This window comes from Rhodovulum imhoffii, assembly GCF_003046545.1.
Taxonomy (GTDB): domain Bacteria; phylum Pseudomonadota; class Alphaproteobacteria; order Rhodobacterales; family Rhodobacteraceae; genus Rhodovulum; species Rhodovulum imhoffii.
Window position 1 is genome coordinate 20,837 of the sequence record NZ_QAAA01000002.1, and the last position, 18,298, is coordinate 39,134.

Below are 18,298 nucleotides of genomic sequence, written 5' to 3' on the forward strand. Positions count from 1 at the left end.
AAAAGCCGGGCAAAACCGCCCGGCCATTCAGATTTTATCTTTTCGGGTCAGGCTTCCAGAATATCGTCACCGTCACTGCCCCGATCGGTGAAATCCAACCCGTGCGCGGCACGGATCCTGCCCTCGATCTCATTGGAAATGTCGGGGTTTTCCTTCAGAAAAGTCTTGGCGTTTTCCCGCCCCTGGCCAATACGCTCATCCCCGTAGGAGTACCAGGCCCCGGATTTGTCCACCACACCGGCCTTCACCCCGAGGTCGAGGATTTCTCCGGTCTTGGAGATGCCTTCCCCGTACATGATGTCGAATTCGACGACCTTGAACGGCGGAGCGACCTTGTTCTTGACCACCTTGACCTTGGTCTGGTTGCCTACGACCTCATCGCGGTCCTTGACCGCCCCGGTGCGGCGGATATCCAGCCGGACAGAGGAGTAGAATTTCAGCGCATTGCCGCCCGTCGTGGTTTCGGGGCTTCCAAACAGCACCCCGATCTTCATTCGGATCTGGTTAATGAAGATAACCATGCAGTTCGAGCGCGCGATCGAACCGGTCAGCTTTCGCATTGCCTGGCTCATCAGACGCGCCTGTACACCCACGGCGTTGTCGCCCATGTCGCCTTCCAGTTCTGATTTCGGCGTCAGCGCGGCGACGGAATCGACCACCACCATGCTGACCGCCCCGGAACGTACCAGAGTGTCGACAATCTCCAGCGCCTGCTCCCCGGTATCGGGCTGGGAAATCAGCAACTCGTCCAGATCGACCCCAAGTTTGCGGGCATAAATCGGGTCCAGCGCATGCTCTGCATCGACGAAGGCGCAAACACCGCCTTTCTTCTGCTCCTCAGCCACGCAATGGAGAGTCAGCGTCGTCTTGCCAGAACTTTCGGGGCCGTAGATTTCAACGATCCGCCCCTTGGGCAACCCCCCGATCCCCAGTGCGATATCCAGCCCCAGAGACCCGGTCGAAGTCGACTCGATCTCGGTTATCGGGTTATCGGCGCCAAGCTTCATGATGGACCCTTTGCCAAACTGCCGTTCGATCTGGGCCAGCGCCGAATCCAGCGCCTTTTGCTTATCGGAATTACGCTTGTCGCTCATGCTCAGAAGATCCGCCATCGCCATTGTTCCGTTCCCTTATTCCACAGTCGCTTCGGGGCAGCAATCACCCGAATGTTCTTGCCTTGTTCCTGTATCGCCGCGAAATGAGAACATTTCAAGAAAATTTTAATGTTTTGATGATGACCTACAGAGGTTAAGAGAGTGTTGATGCGAAAAAGGGGGGTAAAATCATGATGCTGTTCTGGAAAGCGGGGTTGGCATTTCTGGCTGTGCCAAAAACCGGAACCCACGCCTACCAGGAGCTTCTGGGGCCCGGAGCCGATATCATCTTCCGCCATCCGCAAAGCGCCAAGCACATGAACATCAACATGTTTCGCCGCCGTATCCTGCCGCTGATCGATGGCGGCCCGCGCCCCATCGAGACCCTTGCCGTCATTCGGGAACCGCAAGACTGGCTGGGAAGCTGGTACCGTTATCGGCAGCGCCCGCAACTGAAGGGCAAGCCCGCCTCGACCCTGGGGCTTAGTTTCGCCGAATTCATCGACGCGTACCTGAAAGAATCTCCACCCGAATTCGCACGGGTCGGACAGCAAAGCCGGATGGTTTCCACACCGGAAGGCGTAATCGCCGTGGATCGTCTTTTCCGTCATGACGATCAAAGCGGTCTGTGCCGCTTTCTGTCAGAGCGGCTGGGCCAAAACGTTCCGATACCGCCGCTCTTGAACGTCTCTCCCTCAGGGGATCTGGCCCTGCCCGGCGACCTGGCGCGTCGCCTGCGCAAGGCCCGAGCGCAAGATTTCGCCCTCTACGAACAGGTCAGCCAAGCTGCGCACTGACCGTTGCGGTCAGATCCGCGAGGGAAAAGGGCTTTGGCAGGAAAACCGAATTTTCGATATGCGCCAAGGCATCGGCAACCGCCTCTTCGGCATAGCCTGACATGAACACGACACGAGTCCGAGGGCGCGTCTCAAGCGCCTGCCGCACCCAACTGGGTCCATCCAGCCCCGGCATTATCACATCTGTCACGAACACATCCACCGCCAGGGATTCATCGCCGAGAAACTCCAAAGCTTCCTCTGCACTCGAAGCCTTGATGACATTCATGCCGCGCATCTGCAGCGCACGGGCCGCAAAGGCACGCACCGGGGCTTCATCTTCAACAAGAAGTACCGTTCCGGAATTTTGCCGCTTGGGCGGCGGTGTTGCGGTTTGCCCTGAAATAGCGACCATTTCTTTTGGATACGCCGCCGGAAAGTAAAGGGTGAAACTGGTTCCCGCACCGACCACGCTGTCGACAAAAATAAAACCGCCGCTTTGCTTGACAATCCCGTAGGCGGTCGACAGGCCAAGCCCGGTTCCTTCCCCTACCTTCTTTGTGGAGTAAAAAGGCTCGAAGACCTTGCTCAACCGATCCTTCGCAATCCCAACCCCTTCATCCGTGACCCGGATCAGAATGTAATTGCCGGGGGGAACGACCACCCGGTCACGGTGCAATTCCTCGTTCAGCGCGTAATGCAAGGTTTCGATCAGAACCTGCCCGCCATCGGGCATCGCGTCACGCGCATTGACGACGAGGTTCATGATGACTTGCTCCATTTGCCGCTTGTCCGCCCGGATGCAACACGCCCCCGGCGCGTGGGAAAGTTTCAGCGCCACTGTCTCCCCGACAAGGCGGTTCAGCAGATGCCCCAGATCTGTCAACGCATCGCGCAAATCAATCAGTTCGGGACGCAGGGTCTGCTTGCGCGAAAAGGCCAGAAGCTGCCTTACAAGGCTCGCGGCGCGGTTGGCATTCTGATTGATTTGCATCAGATCGCCATAGTGCGGGTCCCCCTCATCGTGGCGCAGCAGCAGAAGATCGCAATGCCCGGAAATCGCCGTCAGAAGGTTATTGAAATCATGTGCGACTCCACCCGCAAGTTGCCCGATCGCCTGCATTTTCTGGCTCTGGACGAATTGCGCTTCCAGGGTCTTCAGATCCGTGGCATCGTGCAGCACCGCAATGACCCCGCCATCGGCGACACGCTCCAGCGCAACCTGCACGAACAACTCCCTGTCTTCACGAAGCACCCGCAAAACCTCGGAGCGGTGCACCGCACGCCCTCGCACCGTATCGGCCAGCCAATCGCGTACGGGCCGCCCCGGCCCTTCGACAAGCTCAAAGAAATTCCGCGGGGCGTCCCCCAAGACGCCCAGAAGATCGCGCCCCAACCGGTTAATCATCTGGATCCGACCGTTGACCGAAATCTTCAAAAAGGCAACCGGAAGAGACTCAAGCAGATCCAGGTCTCCGGGCTTCTCCACCTCTTCCTGCGGGCAGAGATAGATCTCGCGCCGTCCTTCCGGCGTTTCCATGTCAATGACCCGGAAATAACGGGACCCGCCTTCCGCTTCAAGCTCCGACAATGCCCCTGAACATGGGACACCGTGCGGCCAGAGATCGTCCACATGCCGGGGCTGTGTTCCAAGCATCCGATGGGCTGCCACGTTCATGAAGAGGATGGTCCCCCCCCGCCCGATCTTGAGCATCGGAAGCTGCCCCTCGGCGAAAATCTTTTCGCGGGTTTCGGGCGGCATTTCCAGAATTTGCCAGAAAAATGCCGCCCTCGAAAAGACATGCACCTGAATGCGAAACCGCTTTCGACGTGTGGCCACATCTTCCGAAACCGCGCCGTTTTGCAGCGCCTCATTCTGCAATTTGTGGACCATGAACTCCGCGCTGGCGAACACCCTGCCAAGAACCTGACCCAGATCGATCCCATCACGCGCGTCGAATGTCTTGCAGGCGGCCGGGTTGGCATAGACGATATGTCCCCGCCGATCGCTCACGATTGCTGGCGATGGAAGATGAAACGCCGCCGCTTCCGCCATCCGGCGCCACCTCCGGCGTCCCCGGCGCCCCAGGGACGCAAGAAACAGCGCAAGTCCCGACAACACAACCAGGGTCATCCCGATGGCCACCCCGATCAGACCCCAGATCGGGCTGCCGATCATGATGCCGACCGAAAAGAAAAAAACCGCCAGAACCGGTAAAACCCACAGCCATCCGGCGACATGGACGGAAAACCGGATCAGGCGGGATGACAACCGTGCAAAAGGGATCACATCGGGCCTCGAGATTGAATCAGTCCCCCGATCTTGCGGTTCTCAAGGTTAAACACGCCTTAATCAGGCTGGGTCAGGTATGGGACAGAAGCGCCAGAAAGAACCCATCCCCCCCGTCCAGTGGACTGAAGCGATGTTCCTCACCCAAGCGCCATTCGGGGAAGTCCTCCAGAAATCGCGATACGCTCTGTTCGTTCTCCTCCTGCAAAACCGAGCATGTCGCATAGGCAAGCCACCCACCGGACGCGACCAACTGCGCGGCGCGGGCAAGAATCTCCGCTTGAACCTGTTGCAATTCCTTCAGACGTTTCTCGGTCAAACGCCATTTCCCCTCCGGGCTGCGTCGCCACGCACCGCTTCCCGAACAAGGTACATCGCACAAAACCACATCATAGGGGGCTGCGGATGCGGGGTCCGAAATACGGCGAATGCGTCCTCCGGCGCGAGCAGCACGCATGGGAATGTCACGCATTCGGGTTGCATCCGCATCATGGGCCAGAATGTCACAAGCACCGCGCGCCGCCAGGGCCAGGGATTTTCCCCCTCCCCCCGCGCAATAGTCCAGAACCCGATCTTGCGGCCGCAGCGGGATCCTGTCACAGACCGCCTGTGACGCAGCATCCTGCAACTCGACCCATCCGTCCCTATACGCGCGGGCCTGCTGAATACGGCGGGGGTTTCCGACCGCTTCAAGCGCCGTCGGAGACAACGGATGCGCCTGAACTTCGATTCCCTCGCAGATCAAGGACTTAACGGCCTGCTCCGTACTGGCCTTCGACCGGTTTACGCGCAAGAAAACCGGCGCGCGCTGGCGAAACATCTTCATTACCGGCAGGAACTCATCGCCCAGACTTTGTCTCAATCGTGGCGCCAGCCAGTCGGGACAATCGCAAGCGACGTTCCCAGGCAACGCCGGTTCGCGGGCCAAAACGTCTTTTTCCGCCGCGCTCAACACATCCGGCGCATAGGCCCCCCCGGTAAACCATGCTGCCGGGTCCTCCCCCCGATCACGCAAATATCCCAGCATCAGGCCACGCCCGGTTTCCGCCCCCCCCAGAGTGCCATAAGATCTTCGACACCGTATGGCGCTGAAAACCAGATCCCTGATCGCAGCACGGTCTCCGGATCCGGCGTATCTGTGCTTTCGGGCCCAGGTGGTCAGGGTTTGCTCCGCCGACGCTCCGGCAAGCACGCTGTCCATGATTCCGATCGCGGCGGCAAGACGGGCTTGGGGAGTCATGGCCTCTCCACGAAAAATGTGTGCTTCCCGCGCAACCTGGCCAAAGCCCGCCGCGCAACAGAAAACATACCAGCATTACATCATGCGGTAATTCGGGCTTTCCCGTGTGATCTGCACATCATGGACATGGCTTTCCTTCAGACCCGCACCAGAGATACGCACAAAACGACAGTTGCGACGCATGTCCGCGACGCTTGCGTTGCCGGTATACCCCATGGCCGCGCGCAACCCGCCAACAAGCTGGTGTATGACGGCACCAGCAGCCCCCTTGTAGGGCACCTGCCCCTCGATCCCTTCGGGGACCAGCTTGTCACTGGCGGCATCCTTCTGGAAATACCGATCCGCCGAACCCCTTGCCATGGCGCCCAGGCTGCCCATCCCCCGGTAAGACTTGAAAGAGCGCCCCTGGTACAAGATGACCTCGCCGGGGCTTTCATCGGTCCCGGCGATCATGCTGCCGACCATTGCGCAAGACGCACCGGCGGCAATCGCCTTTGCAAAATCGCCTGAAAACTTGATGCCCCCGTCGGCAATGACGGGCACATCCCCGGCAGCCGCCGCACAATCCATGATGGCCGTCAACTGGGGAACCCCGACACCGGCCACAATCCGGGTTGTACAGATGCTGCCGGGGCCGATTCCCACCTTCACGGCATCCGCCCCCGCGTCGATCAAGGCTTTCGTGGCCTCGGCCGTCGCCACGTTGCCGGCGACAACCTGCACCGCATTGGACTCCTTCTTGATGCGTTCTACAGCAACCGCAACCCCTTCGGAGTGACCATGCGCAGTGTCGATCACGACCATATCCACGCCCGCGTCGATCAACGACATGGATCTCTCGAATCCCGCATCCCCGACAGTGCTGGCGGCCGCAACGCGCAACCGTCCAAGCTCATCCTTGCAAGCCTGCGGGTTCAAAACCGCCTTTTCGGTGTCCTTCAGGGTCAGCAACCCGGTCAGCCTGCCCGCATCATCGGTAATAAGAAGCTTTTCGATCCGGCGCGCCCGCATGAGGCTCAGCGCCTCTTCCCGATCGGCGGGTTCACGCAGAATGGCCAGTTTTTCCCCAGTCATCATTACGTGAACCGGCGTGCTGTCATCCTTCGCAAAGCGCATATCCCGGTTCGTGACGATTCCGACGACATGACCCTTGTCATCGACAACCGGAAACCCGGTAAAGTTGAATCGCTCGATCAGGTCCTTTGCATCCCGAAGGGTTTGATCGGGGCGCAACGTGATCGGGTTGTAGACCACACCGGATTCGAAACGCTTGACGCGCCGGACTTCCTCAGCCTGCTGCTCCGGGGAGAGGTTTCGATGGATCACCCCCATCCCCCCGACCTGCGCCATCGCGATGGCCATGCGTGCCTCGGTCACCGTATCCATCGCCGAACTGAGCAGCGGAATGTTCAGGCGAATCGATTTCGTTACTTGGGTAGAGGTATCCGCCTGCGCGGGCAGAACAGAGCTGGCCGCAGGAACAAGCAGAACGTCATCGAAGGTCAGCGCCTCGCGAATCTCCATGGGAGTCTCCTCGGGAGGTTTCGTTTGGCGCTTCCCTATTTCATGACACGACCCAAATGAAAAGGGTCAATCGCGTCAAACCCGCGCAGCATTGGTGCGCGGGCCAAGTTCGCCCTTTGCCCAGGCCCGCAGGATCCCGACCAGGATCGGCGGAATCGACAGAGAGGCAGCAACCAGGATCACCGCCGCCACATTGCGGAAAAACCCGGCCGACCCCGCCCAGACGAGCATCAGGTTGGCAAAGGCAGCCAGCGGAAACGTGAAAGCCCCCCAAAGGGGGCTGAAACCCGACTCCAGCATCCACGGCAGCCGCACAAGCAACACCCCCAGAATTGCACCGGCAAGAACCGTGAAGCCCACCGCGTAATCGTGAAATCCAAGTGCCGCAGCGACAAGCCCAAGCAGGCAGGCCGGCGCAAGATGGATGGCCAGGAGCGGGCGTAACGGTGCCGGAACGCTTTCCCGCACAAGCTGTATGGCACTGCTCCCCCAGATCCCCAGAGCGCAAACTGTCGTGATATGAAAAATCCAGGTTGCCAGGTTTTCATATCCCAATGGCACAGCCGCCAGCCCCGCGACGATGAACCCGGCAAACAGCAAATGCCAGACTGGACTGACCCGCCGCCGTTCTTGCGGCCCGGACAAAAAAACCCACACCAAAATCCCAACCAACACAAGATGCAGACCAATCCCCCCCCAGAACACGACTTGCGCCAGAACAGGCATAATCTCCGCCAGTACCATCGATGATAAGTAGAGCGACAATATCGCTGCCGCCACTCCGGCCCGCCCCGGCAACACGCGAAGATCCTCGACCACCGTCCCTGGCCGGCGAAAAACCTTCAGCCCATAGGCAAACAGGCAAAAGGCCAGCACCAACGTCATCGCCCCAAGCAGGATTTGCCCGATTGCCGCGGGCACAAGGGAAACATCGGCGGCGCGGCCCCATGCCAGCCCCAGGCCCAGTGCCCCAAGGACAGGCGGAAAAATCGCAGGGGGCGTCTGTTCGCCGAATCGTGGACGCGGGGTAAACATGGCATCGGACCTCCGGTTATACCCCCCCCTGTGCCACGCGCCGGGGCCCGGAACAAGCCGCGCGCCTGTTTTGCCTCTTTACCCCTCGCAAAGCCGCGTTACTCTGTTCTTAACAACCAACGGGAGGAAACAAACATGAGACCGATCCTGGGTGCGGCTGTGGCCGCCTCTGCGGCGCTTGGCTTTGCCGCCGAAACATGGGCCACCGACTGGAATGTTTCGCTTTGGGGAAAGCGCCGGGCTTTTACCGAACATGTCGAAAAACTGGCCGAACTGGTTTCCGAGAAAACCGGCGGCGAATTTTCCCTGAATATTTCTTACGGAGGCTTGTCGAAGAACACCGAAAATCTTGACGGTATCTCGATCGGAGCCTTCGAGATGGCCCAGTTCTGTGCCGGGTATCACAATGACAAGAATCCCTCCATCACGGTTCTCGAACTCCCTTTCCTCGGGGTCGACACTCTGGAAGATGAGCGCCGCGTAAGTCAGGCGCTCTACACCCATCCCGCGGTCCAGAAGGATCTGGCGCGCTGGAACGCCACGCTTCTTATGCCCTCACCTCTTCCACAGTACAATTTCGTCGGCGTCGGCGATGCCCCGCAAACCGTTGCGGAGTTCGAAGGCCTCAGTGTGCGCGCGACCGGCGGCATTGGTGCAGCGATGCAGGCCATCGGTGCGGTTCCCACCTCCATGTCCGCAACAGAGGTCCGGCAGGCGCTCGATTCCGGGGTCGTAAAGGCCGTCTCTTTCGCGCCCCATGCGCATATGTCCTTCGGCACGATCGAAACCGGCCAATGGTGGACGACGAACCTCAATCCCGGCACGGTGAACTGCCCGGTGGTGGTCAACACCGATGCGCTGAATGCGCTGCCTGAATCGCATCGTGAAGCCCTGATGACCTCCGTCGACGACGCGCTTGACCACTACATCGACTACTACAACACCGAAACAATGGCCAAATGGGGCCCCGCACTGGATGAGCGCGAAATCGCACGCATCACCTATCCCCCCGAACAACTGGAAGCCTTCCGTCAAGCCGCCGCCGGCCCCGCCGCAGCAGCGTGGATCGCGGAAAACACGGCCCGAGGCCTGCCCGCGCAGGAGCTTTACGATTTCGTGACCGATATGATCGGCCAGTGACGCGCCCCCTCCGGAGGGCACAACACAGGGAGCAAAAATGCCCGCGCACGCCTCTGTCCTCGAGGACGACAGCCTGCTGAGCCAGGCTGATCGCGCCCTTTTTCGAATCGAACGGGTGCTGGCCCTTGTCAGCGGGCTGGCGGTATTCGGACTGATGGTCCTTGCGGTAGTTTCGGTTGCCGGGCGGAATTTCTTCAACCAGCCCCTGCCAGGCTACGTGGACTGGATTCAACAGGCCATGCCGCTGATTGCTTTCATGGGCATCGCCTACACCCAGCGCGAAGGCGGGCACATCCGCATGGATATCCTCGTAGGGCAACTGAAAGGGCGGGCATTATGGGCCGTCGAGTTTCTGACCAGCCTTGTCATGCTCGTCCTGATGATTTTGCTCGTGTGGGGCAGCTTCGCCCATTTCCAGCGCAGCTTTGATCCCTCGGCCCCCTTGTGGAGCCGGGATTCGAGCTTCGACATCCAACTTCCCCTCTGGCCGGCAAAGCTGCTCATCCCTGTGGCGTTTTCAGTGCTGTGCCTGCGCCTGATGCTGCACCTTTGGGGATATGGCCGCGCTTTCCTTCTGGGCAACGCGCGGCCCGCCGCCGTTCCCCTGATGCAAAGCGCGACGGAACAGGCCGCCGCCGAAGCCGTCCATGTCAGCGGCGCCGACGATTAGGACACCCCGATGAGCCCAACCGACATCGGCATTATCGTAACTGCCGGCCTCCTTGTTCTGGTTGTTGTAGGCATGCGTGTCGCCTTTGCGGCCGCGCTGGCCGGACTCGTGGGTCTCGTCTGGGTTTTCTGGTCGAAGAAAGGCTACGATCCATCCGATTTCGGATGGGCCCTGAGCGTGGCGGTCAAAACAGCGGGCCAGGTGCCCCACTCCAAGGTCGCCAGCCAGGCGCTCAGCCTGATCCCCACCTTTATCCTGATCGGCTACCTTGCCTATTACGCCGGCCTTACGCGTGCCCTGTTCGACGCTGCAAAAAAATGGGTGGGCTGGTTGCCGGGCGGGCTGGCGGTGTCCACCGTATTCGCAACGGCAGGCTTTGCTGCCGTATCAGGCGCATCCGTTGCCACATCGGCGGTTTTTGCCCGCATCGCGATACCGGAAATGCTTCGTATCGGCTACAACAAGAAATTCGCCGCCGGGGTGGTCGCGGCAGGCGGCACCCTGGCCAGTCTCATCCCGCCATCGGCAATCCTGGTGATCTACGCCATCATCGTCGAACAGGACGTGGGCAAGCTGCTTCTGGCCGGGTTCATTCCCGGCGTCGTCTCCGCGCTTATCTACGCGGCGCTGATTGTCGGTCTCGCACTCAGCCTCCCCGGCTTTGGCCCACCCGTTCGCGGCTTCAGTTGGGCAGAGCGATTCCGCGCCCTTCCCCCAGCCCTGCCCATCGTCTTCGTGGTCGTGATCATCATTTTCTTCATCTACAACCCCTTTGGCGGCGACGCCTGGGGCACCCCGACCGAAGGGGGCGCGATCGGCGCTTTCGTCGTGTTCCTGATGGCACTCTGGCACGGTATGCGCTGGCCCCAGTTCAAGGACGCGCTTCTCGAAACGGCAAGGCTCTCAGTGATGATCTTCACCATCATCTGGGGGGTGCTGATCTACGTCCGCTTTCTGGGTTTTGCCGACCTGCCGGGGGCATTTTCCGCCTGGATCACCTCGCTCGACTATCCGCCGATGCTGATCCTGGTAATGATTCTCCTGGCCTACGCCATTCTGGGCATGTTCATGGATGCCATAGGCATGCTTCTCTTGACGCTGCCCGTAGTGTATCCGGCGGTCATGGCGCTGAACGGCGGAGAGTTCGTCTCCGCAGCCGACAGCACCTTCGGCATGTCCGGCCAGATGTGCGCGATCTGGTTCGGAATTCTGGTGGTAAAGATGGCGGAATTCTGCCTCATCACCCCTCCGATCGGTCTGAATTGTTTCGTCGTCGCAGGCGTCCGGCCGGACCTCACCGTGCAGGACGTCTTCAAGGGCGTAACCCCATTCTTCGTCGCCGACGCGCTGACAATCGCAACATTGGTTGCGGTGCCGGGAATCGTGCTCTGGTTACCCTCGATGGCCTGAGCTACACCCCCTCGGAATTCCGAAAGCGATGTTCCATCATCACCGAAGGCTGATCGCACCCGGCTTCCCCCACAATCCGGGCCGGCACCCCGGCCACGGTCGAGGACGGCGGCACATCCTCCAGCACCACGGACCCCGCCGCGATGCGCGAACAGCACCCCACGGTGATACTGCCCAGCACCTTGGCTCCGGCCCCGATCAGAACGCCATGGCCGATCTTCGGATGCCGGTCCTGTTCTTCCTTCCCGGTTCCGCCCAGCGTCACCGAATGCAGCATGGAGACGTTGTCCCCGACAACTGCCGTTTCCCCGATCACGATGGAATGGGCGTGGTCTATCATGATCCCTCGTCCCAAGCGCGCCGCCGGGTGGATATCGACCCCGAACATCTCTGACGCACGCATCTGTACCAAATACGCCATGTCGTGCCGCCCCTCACCCCACAGCCAGTGGGCAATCCGATAGCATTGCAACGCCTGATACCCCTTGAAATAGAGAAGCGGCTGCAAATAACGGTGACAGGCCGGATCACGCTCATACACGGCGGTCAGGTCGGCCCGCGCGGCCACGCCCAGCTCCGGCGCGCGGGCATAGGCCTCGTCCCCGATCTCGCGCAGAACCTGCTCCGACATCTCACCGGAAGACAGCTTCAACGCAAAGCGGTACGCCAACGCGCAATCCAGCGTCTCGTGGTGCAAAACGCCTGAGTGAATCAGCCCGCCCAGCAAAGGTTCATCACGGACAGCGGCTTCGGCCTCTTCGCAAATACGCTTCCAAACCGGATCAAAATCACGCACGCTGGGCTGTACTCGGGCCATGGGCTTTCCTTTTCCTGCGATGGCAACTTACAATAAAGGTTGCACCGATCCAACTTCAACGGCCACCCCGCAAAAGGTCGGAAATGAACGAAGCCCTGCTTTCCGCCTTCCGGAAACGTCTGGAAAAAGAACTGGCGGCACTTCACGAAGAGACACGCACCGGCGCCTACGGTGCCCGGCCAGTGACGCTTGACCAGCAATCCGTCGGACGTCTCAGCCGGATGGATGCAATGCAACAACAGGCCATGGCGAAAGCAACCCAAGCCCGCCGCAAAACGCAGGTACGGCGAATTCAGGCCGCCCTCACCCGGCTGAAAGAGGAAGAGTTCGGCTATTGCAGCGAATGCGGCGAGAAGATCGCCCTCGCCCGGCTGGAGTTCGACCCGACTATCCCGACCTGCATCGGCTGCGCCGCAAGCTGAACGCACCCATCCTTACTCCGGGAAGGAAACACTGGCATAAACGCCGGGGCCGAACAGGTCCGAAACCTGCGCAACCTCCAGTCTGAAACCCGCACCCGCGCCATCGGCCCGTTGCGCCGCAGAACTGTAAACCCAGCCCGGTGTGCTCAGGACCTCTTGCCGGACCACTTTGCCGTCATCGTTCCGCACCCGCAGGGTATACCGTTCCAAGGCCTCTCCCAAGGGCACTTCCCCCTCCCAGTCATCGCCACCGACACGAGTCCTGCGTACCCATTGGGCTTCGACATCCCGACCACGTCGCACCACCCGAAAATGGCACGGCGCATAGGGCCGAAGCCCGAGGCCGCTAAACGCCTCAACCCGATGCCTGTAGGTCGGATCGTCATAAGGCCGCCCCGCAGGCCCGATCCTGTAGTGCCGAACCCGACCGCGCGCAGTGGGGGCGAGGTCAATCTGACCGACCCGCGCATCCACCAAAACGAACAGGCTTCCCTCTGGCCAGGTTTCCGCCATTTCTGCCTCCGTCCCGGCTTGCCCGCGCAGACGCAAAGCCAATTCATAGGTTTTCGGCCCCACCAGCCGCGCCCTGGCAAACTGAAAGAGCTCCCACCCGTGTGTTCCATCCCCGATCGCGGCCAGGTTCGCCCCCGCCAGAAGTTCCCCCATCTCCGCCGAAGACAAGGCCCCATTGCCCAGCCGCACCCGAAGCGGCATGCCCCTGTCCCAGCATCCCGGCGCGGCACGACGCAAAGGGGTCTCCGTCACGCCGAAAACCGCCGGGGCAGCAATCAGCCGGTTGAGTTCATAACCGTTGTCCACCGCAGAACTATACACTGCCACCGATCCCGGCCAGGGCTCTGCCGCAACCGCCAGATGCGGCGCATGGGGAACTTCGTCTCCACGCAAGAGCGGCAGATCCAGAAACATCGGCAAGACCGGAACCGGCGGCACGAAAGGCGCAAGGCCGATACGATCTTCCACGGCATCGGCCGGACGGTACACCCCCGGCTCAACCCGAACGGCCTCGACAATCCGGCCATGGGATTGCTCAACCCGGTCGATCCTGTAGCACGCCTCCCCGCCTGGCCCGTCCAGGCGCACCACGTCCCCTGCTCCAAGCGCCAAGGTCGAAAGCGGCAAAGCAAACCGCGCCCGGTCCCGCGCAACACGGGCCTCCGCCAACCAGCGGTCCACGATGGCCCGGCCCTCAGACCCGCTCAGCACCAGTGGAAACTCGGTCACGGCAACGGCACGGCTCTCTTCGTCCGGGAACACCGCTTCGACCGAGCGCGCCTCATACGCGCCATCCGCCTCGACAAAGGTCAGCCGGATACGGCCCGCTGTCTCGGCCTCGGGCGCCCGCGACAGGCTCAGCGGCACAATCTCACCATCTGCGGCCAAAAGCGCCTGTGGCTCCAGCCTGGCCTCCTTTCTGCCATCCCGGCGCGAGAACACAATCTGCCCGTCGCGCTCCGCCGCATCGCACCCATACGCCAGCAACAACGGCTGTAACGCCGCGCGGGCATTGCCGATCCCCTCCAGCGTGTAACCGCGCACCAGTCCATAAAGGTTGCGGACCCCCACGGCCTCCACGCCCGAGCGCATGCAGATATCGCGCACGACCGCCTCCAGCGACTGCGCCGAAATCCGCCCATTGATCCAATGTCCGCGGGCGTAATTGTCGCCATCGCTCCAGACATCCCGACGCGCGGGAAACTGTGGGTAGGGGCGCGCATCCCAGGCCCAGACATGGGCGCGCGCCATGTCGATCATCTGGCCGCCATATTCGACCGAAACCGGATTGTTCTCTGGTTCCGACCAATAACCCAGCATCGCATTCAGATATTGCGCCTGAATCAGATCGTCCCGCGCACCGGTGGAGTAATTCGGCAGCACACTTTCCGACGATTTCGGATCGAGGAACTTGTTCGGCTGGTTCGTGCCCTTGTCGATGGCGCCACAGCCCAGCTCCGTAAACCACATCGGCTTGGATTGCGGCACCCACGGCGTGGGGTCTTCCTGGCGAACGCCGCCCACGCGGTTGTGGTGGGTATTGCACCACCAGTTGCGCATATCCTTGTAACGCCAGATCCAATGCTCCCCATACGCACCGTCAGTGATGGGCGTTCGCCGCTGGGCATCCGCCGCCGCACGGTTTTCGTAATACCAGTCATAGCCCTCGCCCCCCTCGATATTCGCGCGCAGATACTGCGGGTCATAGATCGTCTTCCAGTGCGCATCGGCATGGGCGTTTCCATCACGCCAGTCCGACAGCGGCATGTAATTGTCGATCCCGATGAAGTCGACATGTTCACTTGCCCATAACGGATCGAGGTGGAAGAATACATCGCCCGACCCATCCTGAGGGTGGTATCCGAAATACTCGCTCCAGTCGGCGGCATAGCCGATTTTCGTCTCCGGCCCCAGGATCGCACGCAGATCGGCGGCCAGCCGGATCATTTCCGCCACTGCGGGAAAACTGTTTCCAGGTCCGCGAATCTGGGTCAGTGCACGCATCTCCGAGCCAAGGCAAAATGCCGACACCCCGCCCGCCTGCGCACAAAGATGCGCATAATGGAGAATGAAGCGCCGATAGCTCCAGCCATCTTCGCCCTGGTAAACCGGCCCGTTTTTTGTCCGCTGGAACTCCCCCGGACGCGCCGTGCCGAAAAACGCGCGCACCTGCGCCACGGCCGTTTCGCTTCCATCGGGCGATCCCGCGCGGCCTGGCGCGGCGGACAAGGTGATCCGCCCCCGCCATGGTAAAACAGGTTGGTTTTCCGCTTCGGACCACGGATCCTGCAAACCGTTTTCCGCCATCTGTTCCATCAGGATGAAGGGGTAGAATACCGCCTCCTGTCCACCTGCGTTGATCTCGGAGATCGCCTCCATCACTGCGCGGTCCGCAGGCGTTCCACCATAAACCGGCCGCTCCTCCAGGCTCGGAACCAGCCCCGCCTGGCCACGCCGAATACCGGACACCTGCCACTGCATCGGCTCGCCTTCGAACTTGCGTTGTTCGACCTTGGGCCGTACGCGGCACCGGCCACAGCGCAGATCATCCCCGAACCAGCTGACCACCAGTGAAACCGACCGGCATCCAGGCATTTCAGCACGCATCTGTTCCAGCGAGGTCACGAAATCCGTCTGACCTGAGGGCGAATTGACATTCGCCACGCCGCAGACGCCCGGTCCATAGTCATAATAAACCGGCGTCGTGGCCAAGGAATATTCCCCCGTGCCGGGGATCAACGCCACGCCGCGCACACGGCTGGCCAGATCCGGCCCCGCCCCATGTGCCGGACGCACCACCTCAAAGGAAAACTGCGGAACACGATTACCAAACCGGCCAAGATCCAGATCCTCGATCATCACGTAGGCAATGCCCCGGTAGGCCGGCACACGCCCCGTGCCCTCCACCGCTTCCATCTTCGGATCGGGCAACTGATCCTCGCTGCCGCTGTAGATGCGCAGGTTGAAATCCCCCGGCGCGACCTCGCAGCCATCGGCCCAGATACGACCGATGCGGGTGATCTCCCCCTCGCAAAGCGCAATCGCAAGGCTCACCGAATAACCGAACGCCGTCACCGTCGGAGTTTTCGGCGCCCCCTTTCCCCCACCGCCGGATTTCTCAACATGCTCGTGAAAGCGCGACGCCCAGATGACCTGCCCGGCCACACGAACGCGGCCAAAGCACTGCCCCACAGGTGTTCCTTCGCCCGCGCCGGTCAGGCGGAATCTCTCCACCCGTCCGGTTTCCACCGCTTGCGACCCCGCACCCAGCAGGCTTTGGTCGATCACCCGGCCCACGGTCGCCCCAACGGCCCGTCCGATGACCGCGCTGGAAATCCCCAGCACGGACCCACCAATAGCTGCCCCCGCCGCAGCCCCCGCCCCCGACAGAACGATTGTCGCCATGATTTGTCCTTTCTTACGGAAATTCGAACCGGGCCACCACACGGCGCCCCCACGCCGTACCAAGGGCACTTTCGACGACGCCATGCCCGTCATAGGCATGTACGAAACTGGCTTGCGCCCCAATGCGCCCCTGTATCCCAAGATGCTTGGCCACAGCACCAGCCCGCATCCGAAACAGCAATACATCCCCCGGCGCAGCCTGCGGCACGGGCTTTTCCCGCAGATGCCGCCGCGCAGCCTGCCAAAGAACCTCCTGCGCCTGCGGCTCGGCCCAGTCTGGCGTATAGGCGGGCACAATCTCGGGTTCCCTGCCGTAAAGCGCCCACCAGATTCCGCGCACAAGCCCAAGACAGTCCGTTCCCGCCCCTTTCATGGCCGCCTGATGACAATAGGGTGTTCCGATCCAACACCGTGCCTCGCGCAGCACCCGATCCCCGGTCAGGCTCATCGCTGCAGACTTCCCCCATCATTGAGATCTCCGGAACGCGGATACGCCATCAACCAATCCTCGCCAGGAAGATAAGGAAACCCCTGAAAGTTAATGATATTGCTAAATTTAAGTCGGCAGGTTTCGGCACGCTTGTCGCAACCGGCTTCGATGCGAACCGTGTTCCCCGCCGCCGCCGCCAGTTTCTGCCACAACTCGATCACACGCCACTCCCCCTCGAAGCGGTCGTTCTTGACCACACCAACCAGCCCCGACGCAGCTCCTTCCAGCACGATAAGCCGCCCGGCCTCGAACCAGCGTGGGGAAAATCCGCGCATGTCCCGAAAACGAAAAACCCGTCCCTCTTCGACATCTTCGACGACACGCTCACTGAAATACCCTGGCTTGCACGGATCGAAGCGGCAACGCCCGTCCCCCAGGACCGCACTGCATGGCCGCTGATAAGCCCGCCCCTGCACCTGGTTCAGCGCCTCCGCCAACCCGCGCAGTTCTGCCGTGAACGCACCGCCCGAACGAGTAACCTCACCGATGGAACCGCGAAACTGTTTCAGTCTCTGGGCCGGCTGCGCCCAGTTGACCAACCACGCCCGCACCTCTGCCCCGTCATAGCGCCCGGCAAGAATATCCTCCTCGCACACCGCGTCTCCCGCCAAGGCCCCCAGAGCCTCGCTGTTGTCAACCGAAAGGCCGGTGCTCTGGCTCAGCACGCCGGCGGTCAGGCCGCTGTCGGCACGGAAATGAATACCCTCGAACGAAAGATCGCGGTCATGGTCTGTAAAGCCCAGAACCACCCCATCCCGCCGCATCACCGCCCAACACCGGCACAATGTCGTCGTCCCACTGTCCAGATGGGCCTGAAGGCCTTGTGAAACGCTCATCCGCGCACCTCCACCACGGGCACCTGCGGGGCATCTCCTGCCTGAAAACTGGCAACGGAAGTCATGATCCTTTCGGTATCGAACCGCACCGGCACGTCAAACTCGAACCCTGCCGTGATGACAGCCCCCCTGGCGGGCGCATCGAACAGGCTGACCTCACCGGTCGCGCTATTCACGGCGAAATGCTCTCCCTCCTGAAGCGGATCGCCATCGACACCGACACGCACGGTTCCCTTGACAGGCTTGGCGATCGGCCTGGCATAACGCCCCTCGCCCGAGGCATAGACCTTGGTCAACGCAAAGACCTTGCGCGCCCCATCGCCCACACCGATATCCTGATCGTCAAATCCGACCTCACGCGAGGGCGGGCAGGATTTGTAATCCGCCCAATCCTTCCAGCGGAACCCGTATAGCTGCCCCCGCCGAGCCTCGAAAAACGCGACCAGCGCCTCCAGATCGTCCAGCGAGCGCATTGCAATACCCGCATCATAGCGACGCCGGGCATGGGCCCAGGGGGTATTCCGCTCCTCGTGGCCATTGGCCAGCGTGACAATCTCCGTACGCCGCTCCGGCCCCCCGACCGACCCGAAACTCAGGTTGACGGGAAAGCGGACCTCATGAAATCCCATTTCCATG

General features: G+C 61.3%; 15 protein-coding genes. 5 read left to right on the plus strand and 10 right to left on the minus strand.

What is annotated here, in order from left to right:
- Positions 1-47 precede the first annotated feature (47 nt).
- Complete coding sequence (gene recA, locus C8N32_RS01930) at positions 48-1,118, minus strand: recombinase RecA (RefSeq protein WP_146159670.1); 1,071 nt, start codon at positions 1,116-1,118, stop codon at positions 48-50.
- Between the two features lie 167 nt (positions 1,119-1,285).
- Here recA and C8N32_RS01935 point away from each other — a divergent pair, with 167 nt between their 5' ends.
- Entirely contained in the window at positions 1,286-1,891 is a 606-nt protein-coding gene (locus C8N32_RS01935) for a gamma-glutamyl kinase (RefSeq protein WP_107890795.1), read from the plus strand.
- Here the strand turns inward: C8N32_RS01935 and C8N32_RS01940 are convergent.
- The 4 genes from C8N32_RS01940 to C8N32_RS01955 all read right to left on the minus strand — a co-directional run bounded on the left by C8N32_RS01940 (position 1,872) and on the right by C8N32_RS01955 (position 7,959).
- Complete coding sequence (locus C8N32_RS01940; protein WP_242509568.1) at positions 1,872-4,049, minus strand: ATP-binding protein; 2,178 nt, start codon at positions 4,047-4,049, stop codon at positions 1,872-1,874. The two genes, C8N32_RS01935 and C8N32_RS01940, sit on opposite strands and share 20 nt — an antisense overlap.
- A 184-nt stretch (positions 4,050-4,233) precedes the next feature.
- Complete coding sequence (locus C8N32_RS01945; protein WP_107890797.1) at positions 4,234-5,400, minus strand: RsmB/NOP family class I SAM-dependent RNA methyltransferase; 1,167 nt, start codon at positions 5,398-5,400, stop codon at positions 4,234-4,236.
- Between the two features lie 75 nt (positions 5,401-5,475).
- Entirely contained in the window at positions 5,476-6,924 is a 1,449-nt protein-coding gene (gene guaB, locus C8N32_RS01950) for an IMP dehydrogenase (RefSeq protein WP_107890798.1), read from the minus strand.
- Positions 6,925-6,999: 75 nt separating this feature from the next.
- Entirely contained in the window at positions 7,000-7,959 is a 960-nt protein-coding gene (locus C8N32_RS01955) for a TDT family transporter (RefSeq protein ID WP_107890799.1), read from the minus strand.
- A gap of 135 nt (positions 7,960-8,094) precedes the next feature.
- On the opposite strand from C8N32_RS01955, the gene dctP reads away from it, so the two are divergent.
- Genes dctP through C8N32_RS01970 form a run of 3 tightly spaced genes read left to right on the plus strand, consistent with a single transcriptional unit; the run spans position 8,095 to position 11,179 of the window.
- Positions 8,095-9,099 carry a TRAP transporter substrate-binding protein DctP gene (dctP, locus tag C8N32_RS01960; RefSeq protein ID WP_107890800.1) on the plus strand — a complete coding sequence of 335 codons (1,005 nt, stop codon included), beginning with the start codon at positions 8,095-8,097 and terminating at the stop codon, positions 9,097-9,099.
- 37 nt (positions 9,100-9,136) lie between these two features.
- Entirely contained in the window at positions 9,137-9,769 is a 633-nt protein-coding gene (locus tag C8N32_RS01965; RefSeq protein ID WP_107890801.1) for a TRAP transporter small permease subunit, read from the plus strand.
- Positions 9,770-9,778: 9 nt separating this feature from the next.
- Positions 9,779-11,179, plus strand: a complete 1,401-nt coding sequence (locus C8N32_RS01970; RefSeq protein WP_107890802.1) for a TRAP transporter large permease — start codon at positions 9,779-9,781, stop codon at positions 11,177-11,179.
- A 1-nt stretch (position 11,180) separates the two neighbouring features.
- Here the strand turns inward: C8N32_RS01970 and cysE are convergent, their stop codons facing one another.
- The gene (cysE, locus tag C8N32_RS01975; RefSeq protein ID WP_107890803.1) at positions 11,181-11,996 is read right to left on the minus strand and encodes a serine O-acetyltransferase; all 816 of its coding nucleotides are present in this window, start codon (positions 11,994-11,996) and stop codon (positions 11,181-11,183) included.
- A gap of 83 nt (positions 11,997-12,079) precedes the next feature.
- Between cysE and C8N32_RS01980 the strand changes: the two genes are divergently transcribed.
- Complete coding sequence (locus tag C8N32_RS01980; protein ID WP_107890804.1) at positions 12,080-12,418, plus strand: TraR/DksA family transcriptional regulator; 339 nt, start codon at positions 12,080-12,082, stop codon at positions 12,416-12,418.
- A gap of 12 nt (positions 12,419-12,430) precedes the next feature.
- On the opposite strand, the gene C8N32_RS01985 is transcribed toward C8N32_RS01980, so the two are convergent.
- The 4 genes from C8N32_RS01985 to C8N32_RS02000 are packed head-to-tail and all read right to left on the minus strand — an operon-like array spanning position 12,431 to position 18,291.
- Positions 12,431-16,336 carry a baseplate multidomain protein megatron gene (locus tag C8N32_RS01985; protein WP_107890805.1) on the minus strand — a complete coding sequence of 1,302 codons (3,906 nt, stop codon included), beginning with the start codon at positions 16,334-16,336 and terminating at the stop codon, positions 12,431-12,433.
- A 13-nt stretch (positions 16,337-16,349) separates the two neighbouring features.
- Positions 16,350-16,784 carry a C40 family peptidase gene (locus C8N32_RS01990; RefSeq protein WP_107890806.1) on the minus strand — a complete coding sequence of 145 codons (435 nt, stop codon included), beginning with the start codon at positions 16,782-16,784 and terminating at the stop codon, positions 16,350-16,352.
- On the minus strand, positions 16,781-17,662 hold the full coding sequence (locus C8N32_RS01995) for a DUF2163 domain-containing protein (RefSeq protein WP_107890807.1): 882 nt from the start codon (positions 17,660-17,662) through the stop codon (positions 16,781-16,783). The genes C8N32_RS01990 and C8N32_RS01995 overlap by 4 nt, the downstream gene beginning before the upstream one ends.
- Positions 17,659-18,291, minus strand: a complete 633-nt coding sequence (locus tag C8N32_RS02000; RefSeq protein WP_107890993.1) for a DUF2460 domain-containing protein — start codon at positions 18,289-18,291, stop codon at positions 17,659-17,661. Before C8N32_RS02000 ends, C8N32_RS01995 begins: the two co-directional genes overlap by 4 nt.
- Between the last annotated feature and the right edge of the window lie 7 nt (positions 18,292-18,298).

Excerpts from the sequence above, each read along its gene's own strand:
- recA (WP_146159670.1), bottom strand. The coding sequence starts at position 1,118 with ATGGCGATGGCGGATCTTCTGAGCATGAGCGACAAGCGTAATTCCGAT.
- C8N32_RS01935 (WP_107890795.1), top strand. The coding sequence starts at position 1,286 with ATGATGCTGTTCTGGAAAGCGGGGTTGGCATTTCTGGCTGTGCCAAAA.
- C8N32_RS01940 (WP_242509568.1), bottom strand. The coding sequence starts at position 4,049 with ATGATCGGCAGCCCGATCTGGGGTCTGATCGGGGTGGCCATCGGGATG.
- C8N32_RS01945 (WP_107890797.1), bottom strand. The coding sequence starts at position 5,400 with ATGACTCCCCAAGCCCGTCTTGCCGCCGCGATCGGAATCATGGACAGC.
- guaB (WP_107890798.1), bottom strand. The coding sequence starts at position 6,924 with ATGGAGATTCGCGAGGCGCTGACCTTCGATGACGTTCTGCTTGTTCCT.
- C8N32_RS01955 (WP_107890799.1), bottom strand. The coding sequence starts at position 7,959 with ATGTTTACCCCGCGTCCACGATTCGGCGAACAGACGCCCCCTGCGATT.
- dctP (WP_107890800.1), top strand. The coding sequence starts at position 8,095 with ATGAGACCGATCCTGGGTGCGGCTGTGGCCGCCTCTGCGGCGCTTGGC.
- C8N32_RS01965 (WP_107890801.1), top strand. The coding sequence starts at position 9,137 with ATGCCCGCGCACGCCTCTGTCCTCGAGGACGACAGCCTGCTGAGCCAG.
- C8N32_RS01970 (WP_107890802.1), top strand. The coding sequence starts at position 9,779 with ATGAGCCCAACCGACATCGGCATTATCGTAACTGCCGGCCTCCTTGTT.
- cysE (WP_107890803.1), bottom strand. The coding sequence starts at position 11,996 with ATGGCCCGAGTACAGCCCAGCGTGCGTGATTTTGATCCGGTTTGGAAG.
- C8N32_RS01980 (WP_107890804.1), top strand. The coding sequence starts at position 12,080 with ATGAACGAAGCCCTGCTTTCCGCCTTCCGGAAACGTCTGGAAAAAGAA.
- C8N32_RS01985 (WP_107890805.1), bottom strand. The coding sequence starts at position 16,336 with ATGGCGACAATCGTTCTGTCGGGGGCGGGGGCTGCGGCGGGGGCAGCT.
- C8N32_RS01990 (WP_107890806.1), bottom strand. The coding sequence starts at position 16,784 with ATGAGCCTGACCGGGGATCGGGTGCTGCGCGAGGCACGGTGTTGGATC.
- C8N32_RS01995 (WP_107890807.1), bottom strand. The coding sequence starts at position 17,662 with ATGAGCGTTTCACAAGGCCTTCAGGCCCATCTGGACAGTGGGACGACG.
- C8N32_RS02000 (WP_107890993.1), bottom strand. The coding sequence starts at position 18,291 with ATGGGATTTCATGAGGTCCGCTTTCCCGTCAACCTGAGTTTCGGGTCG.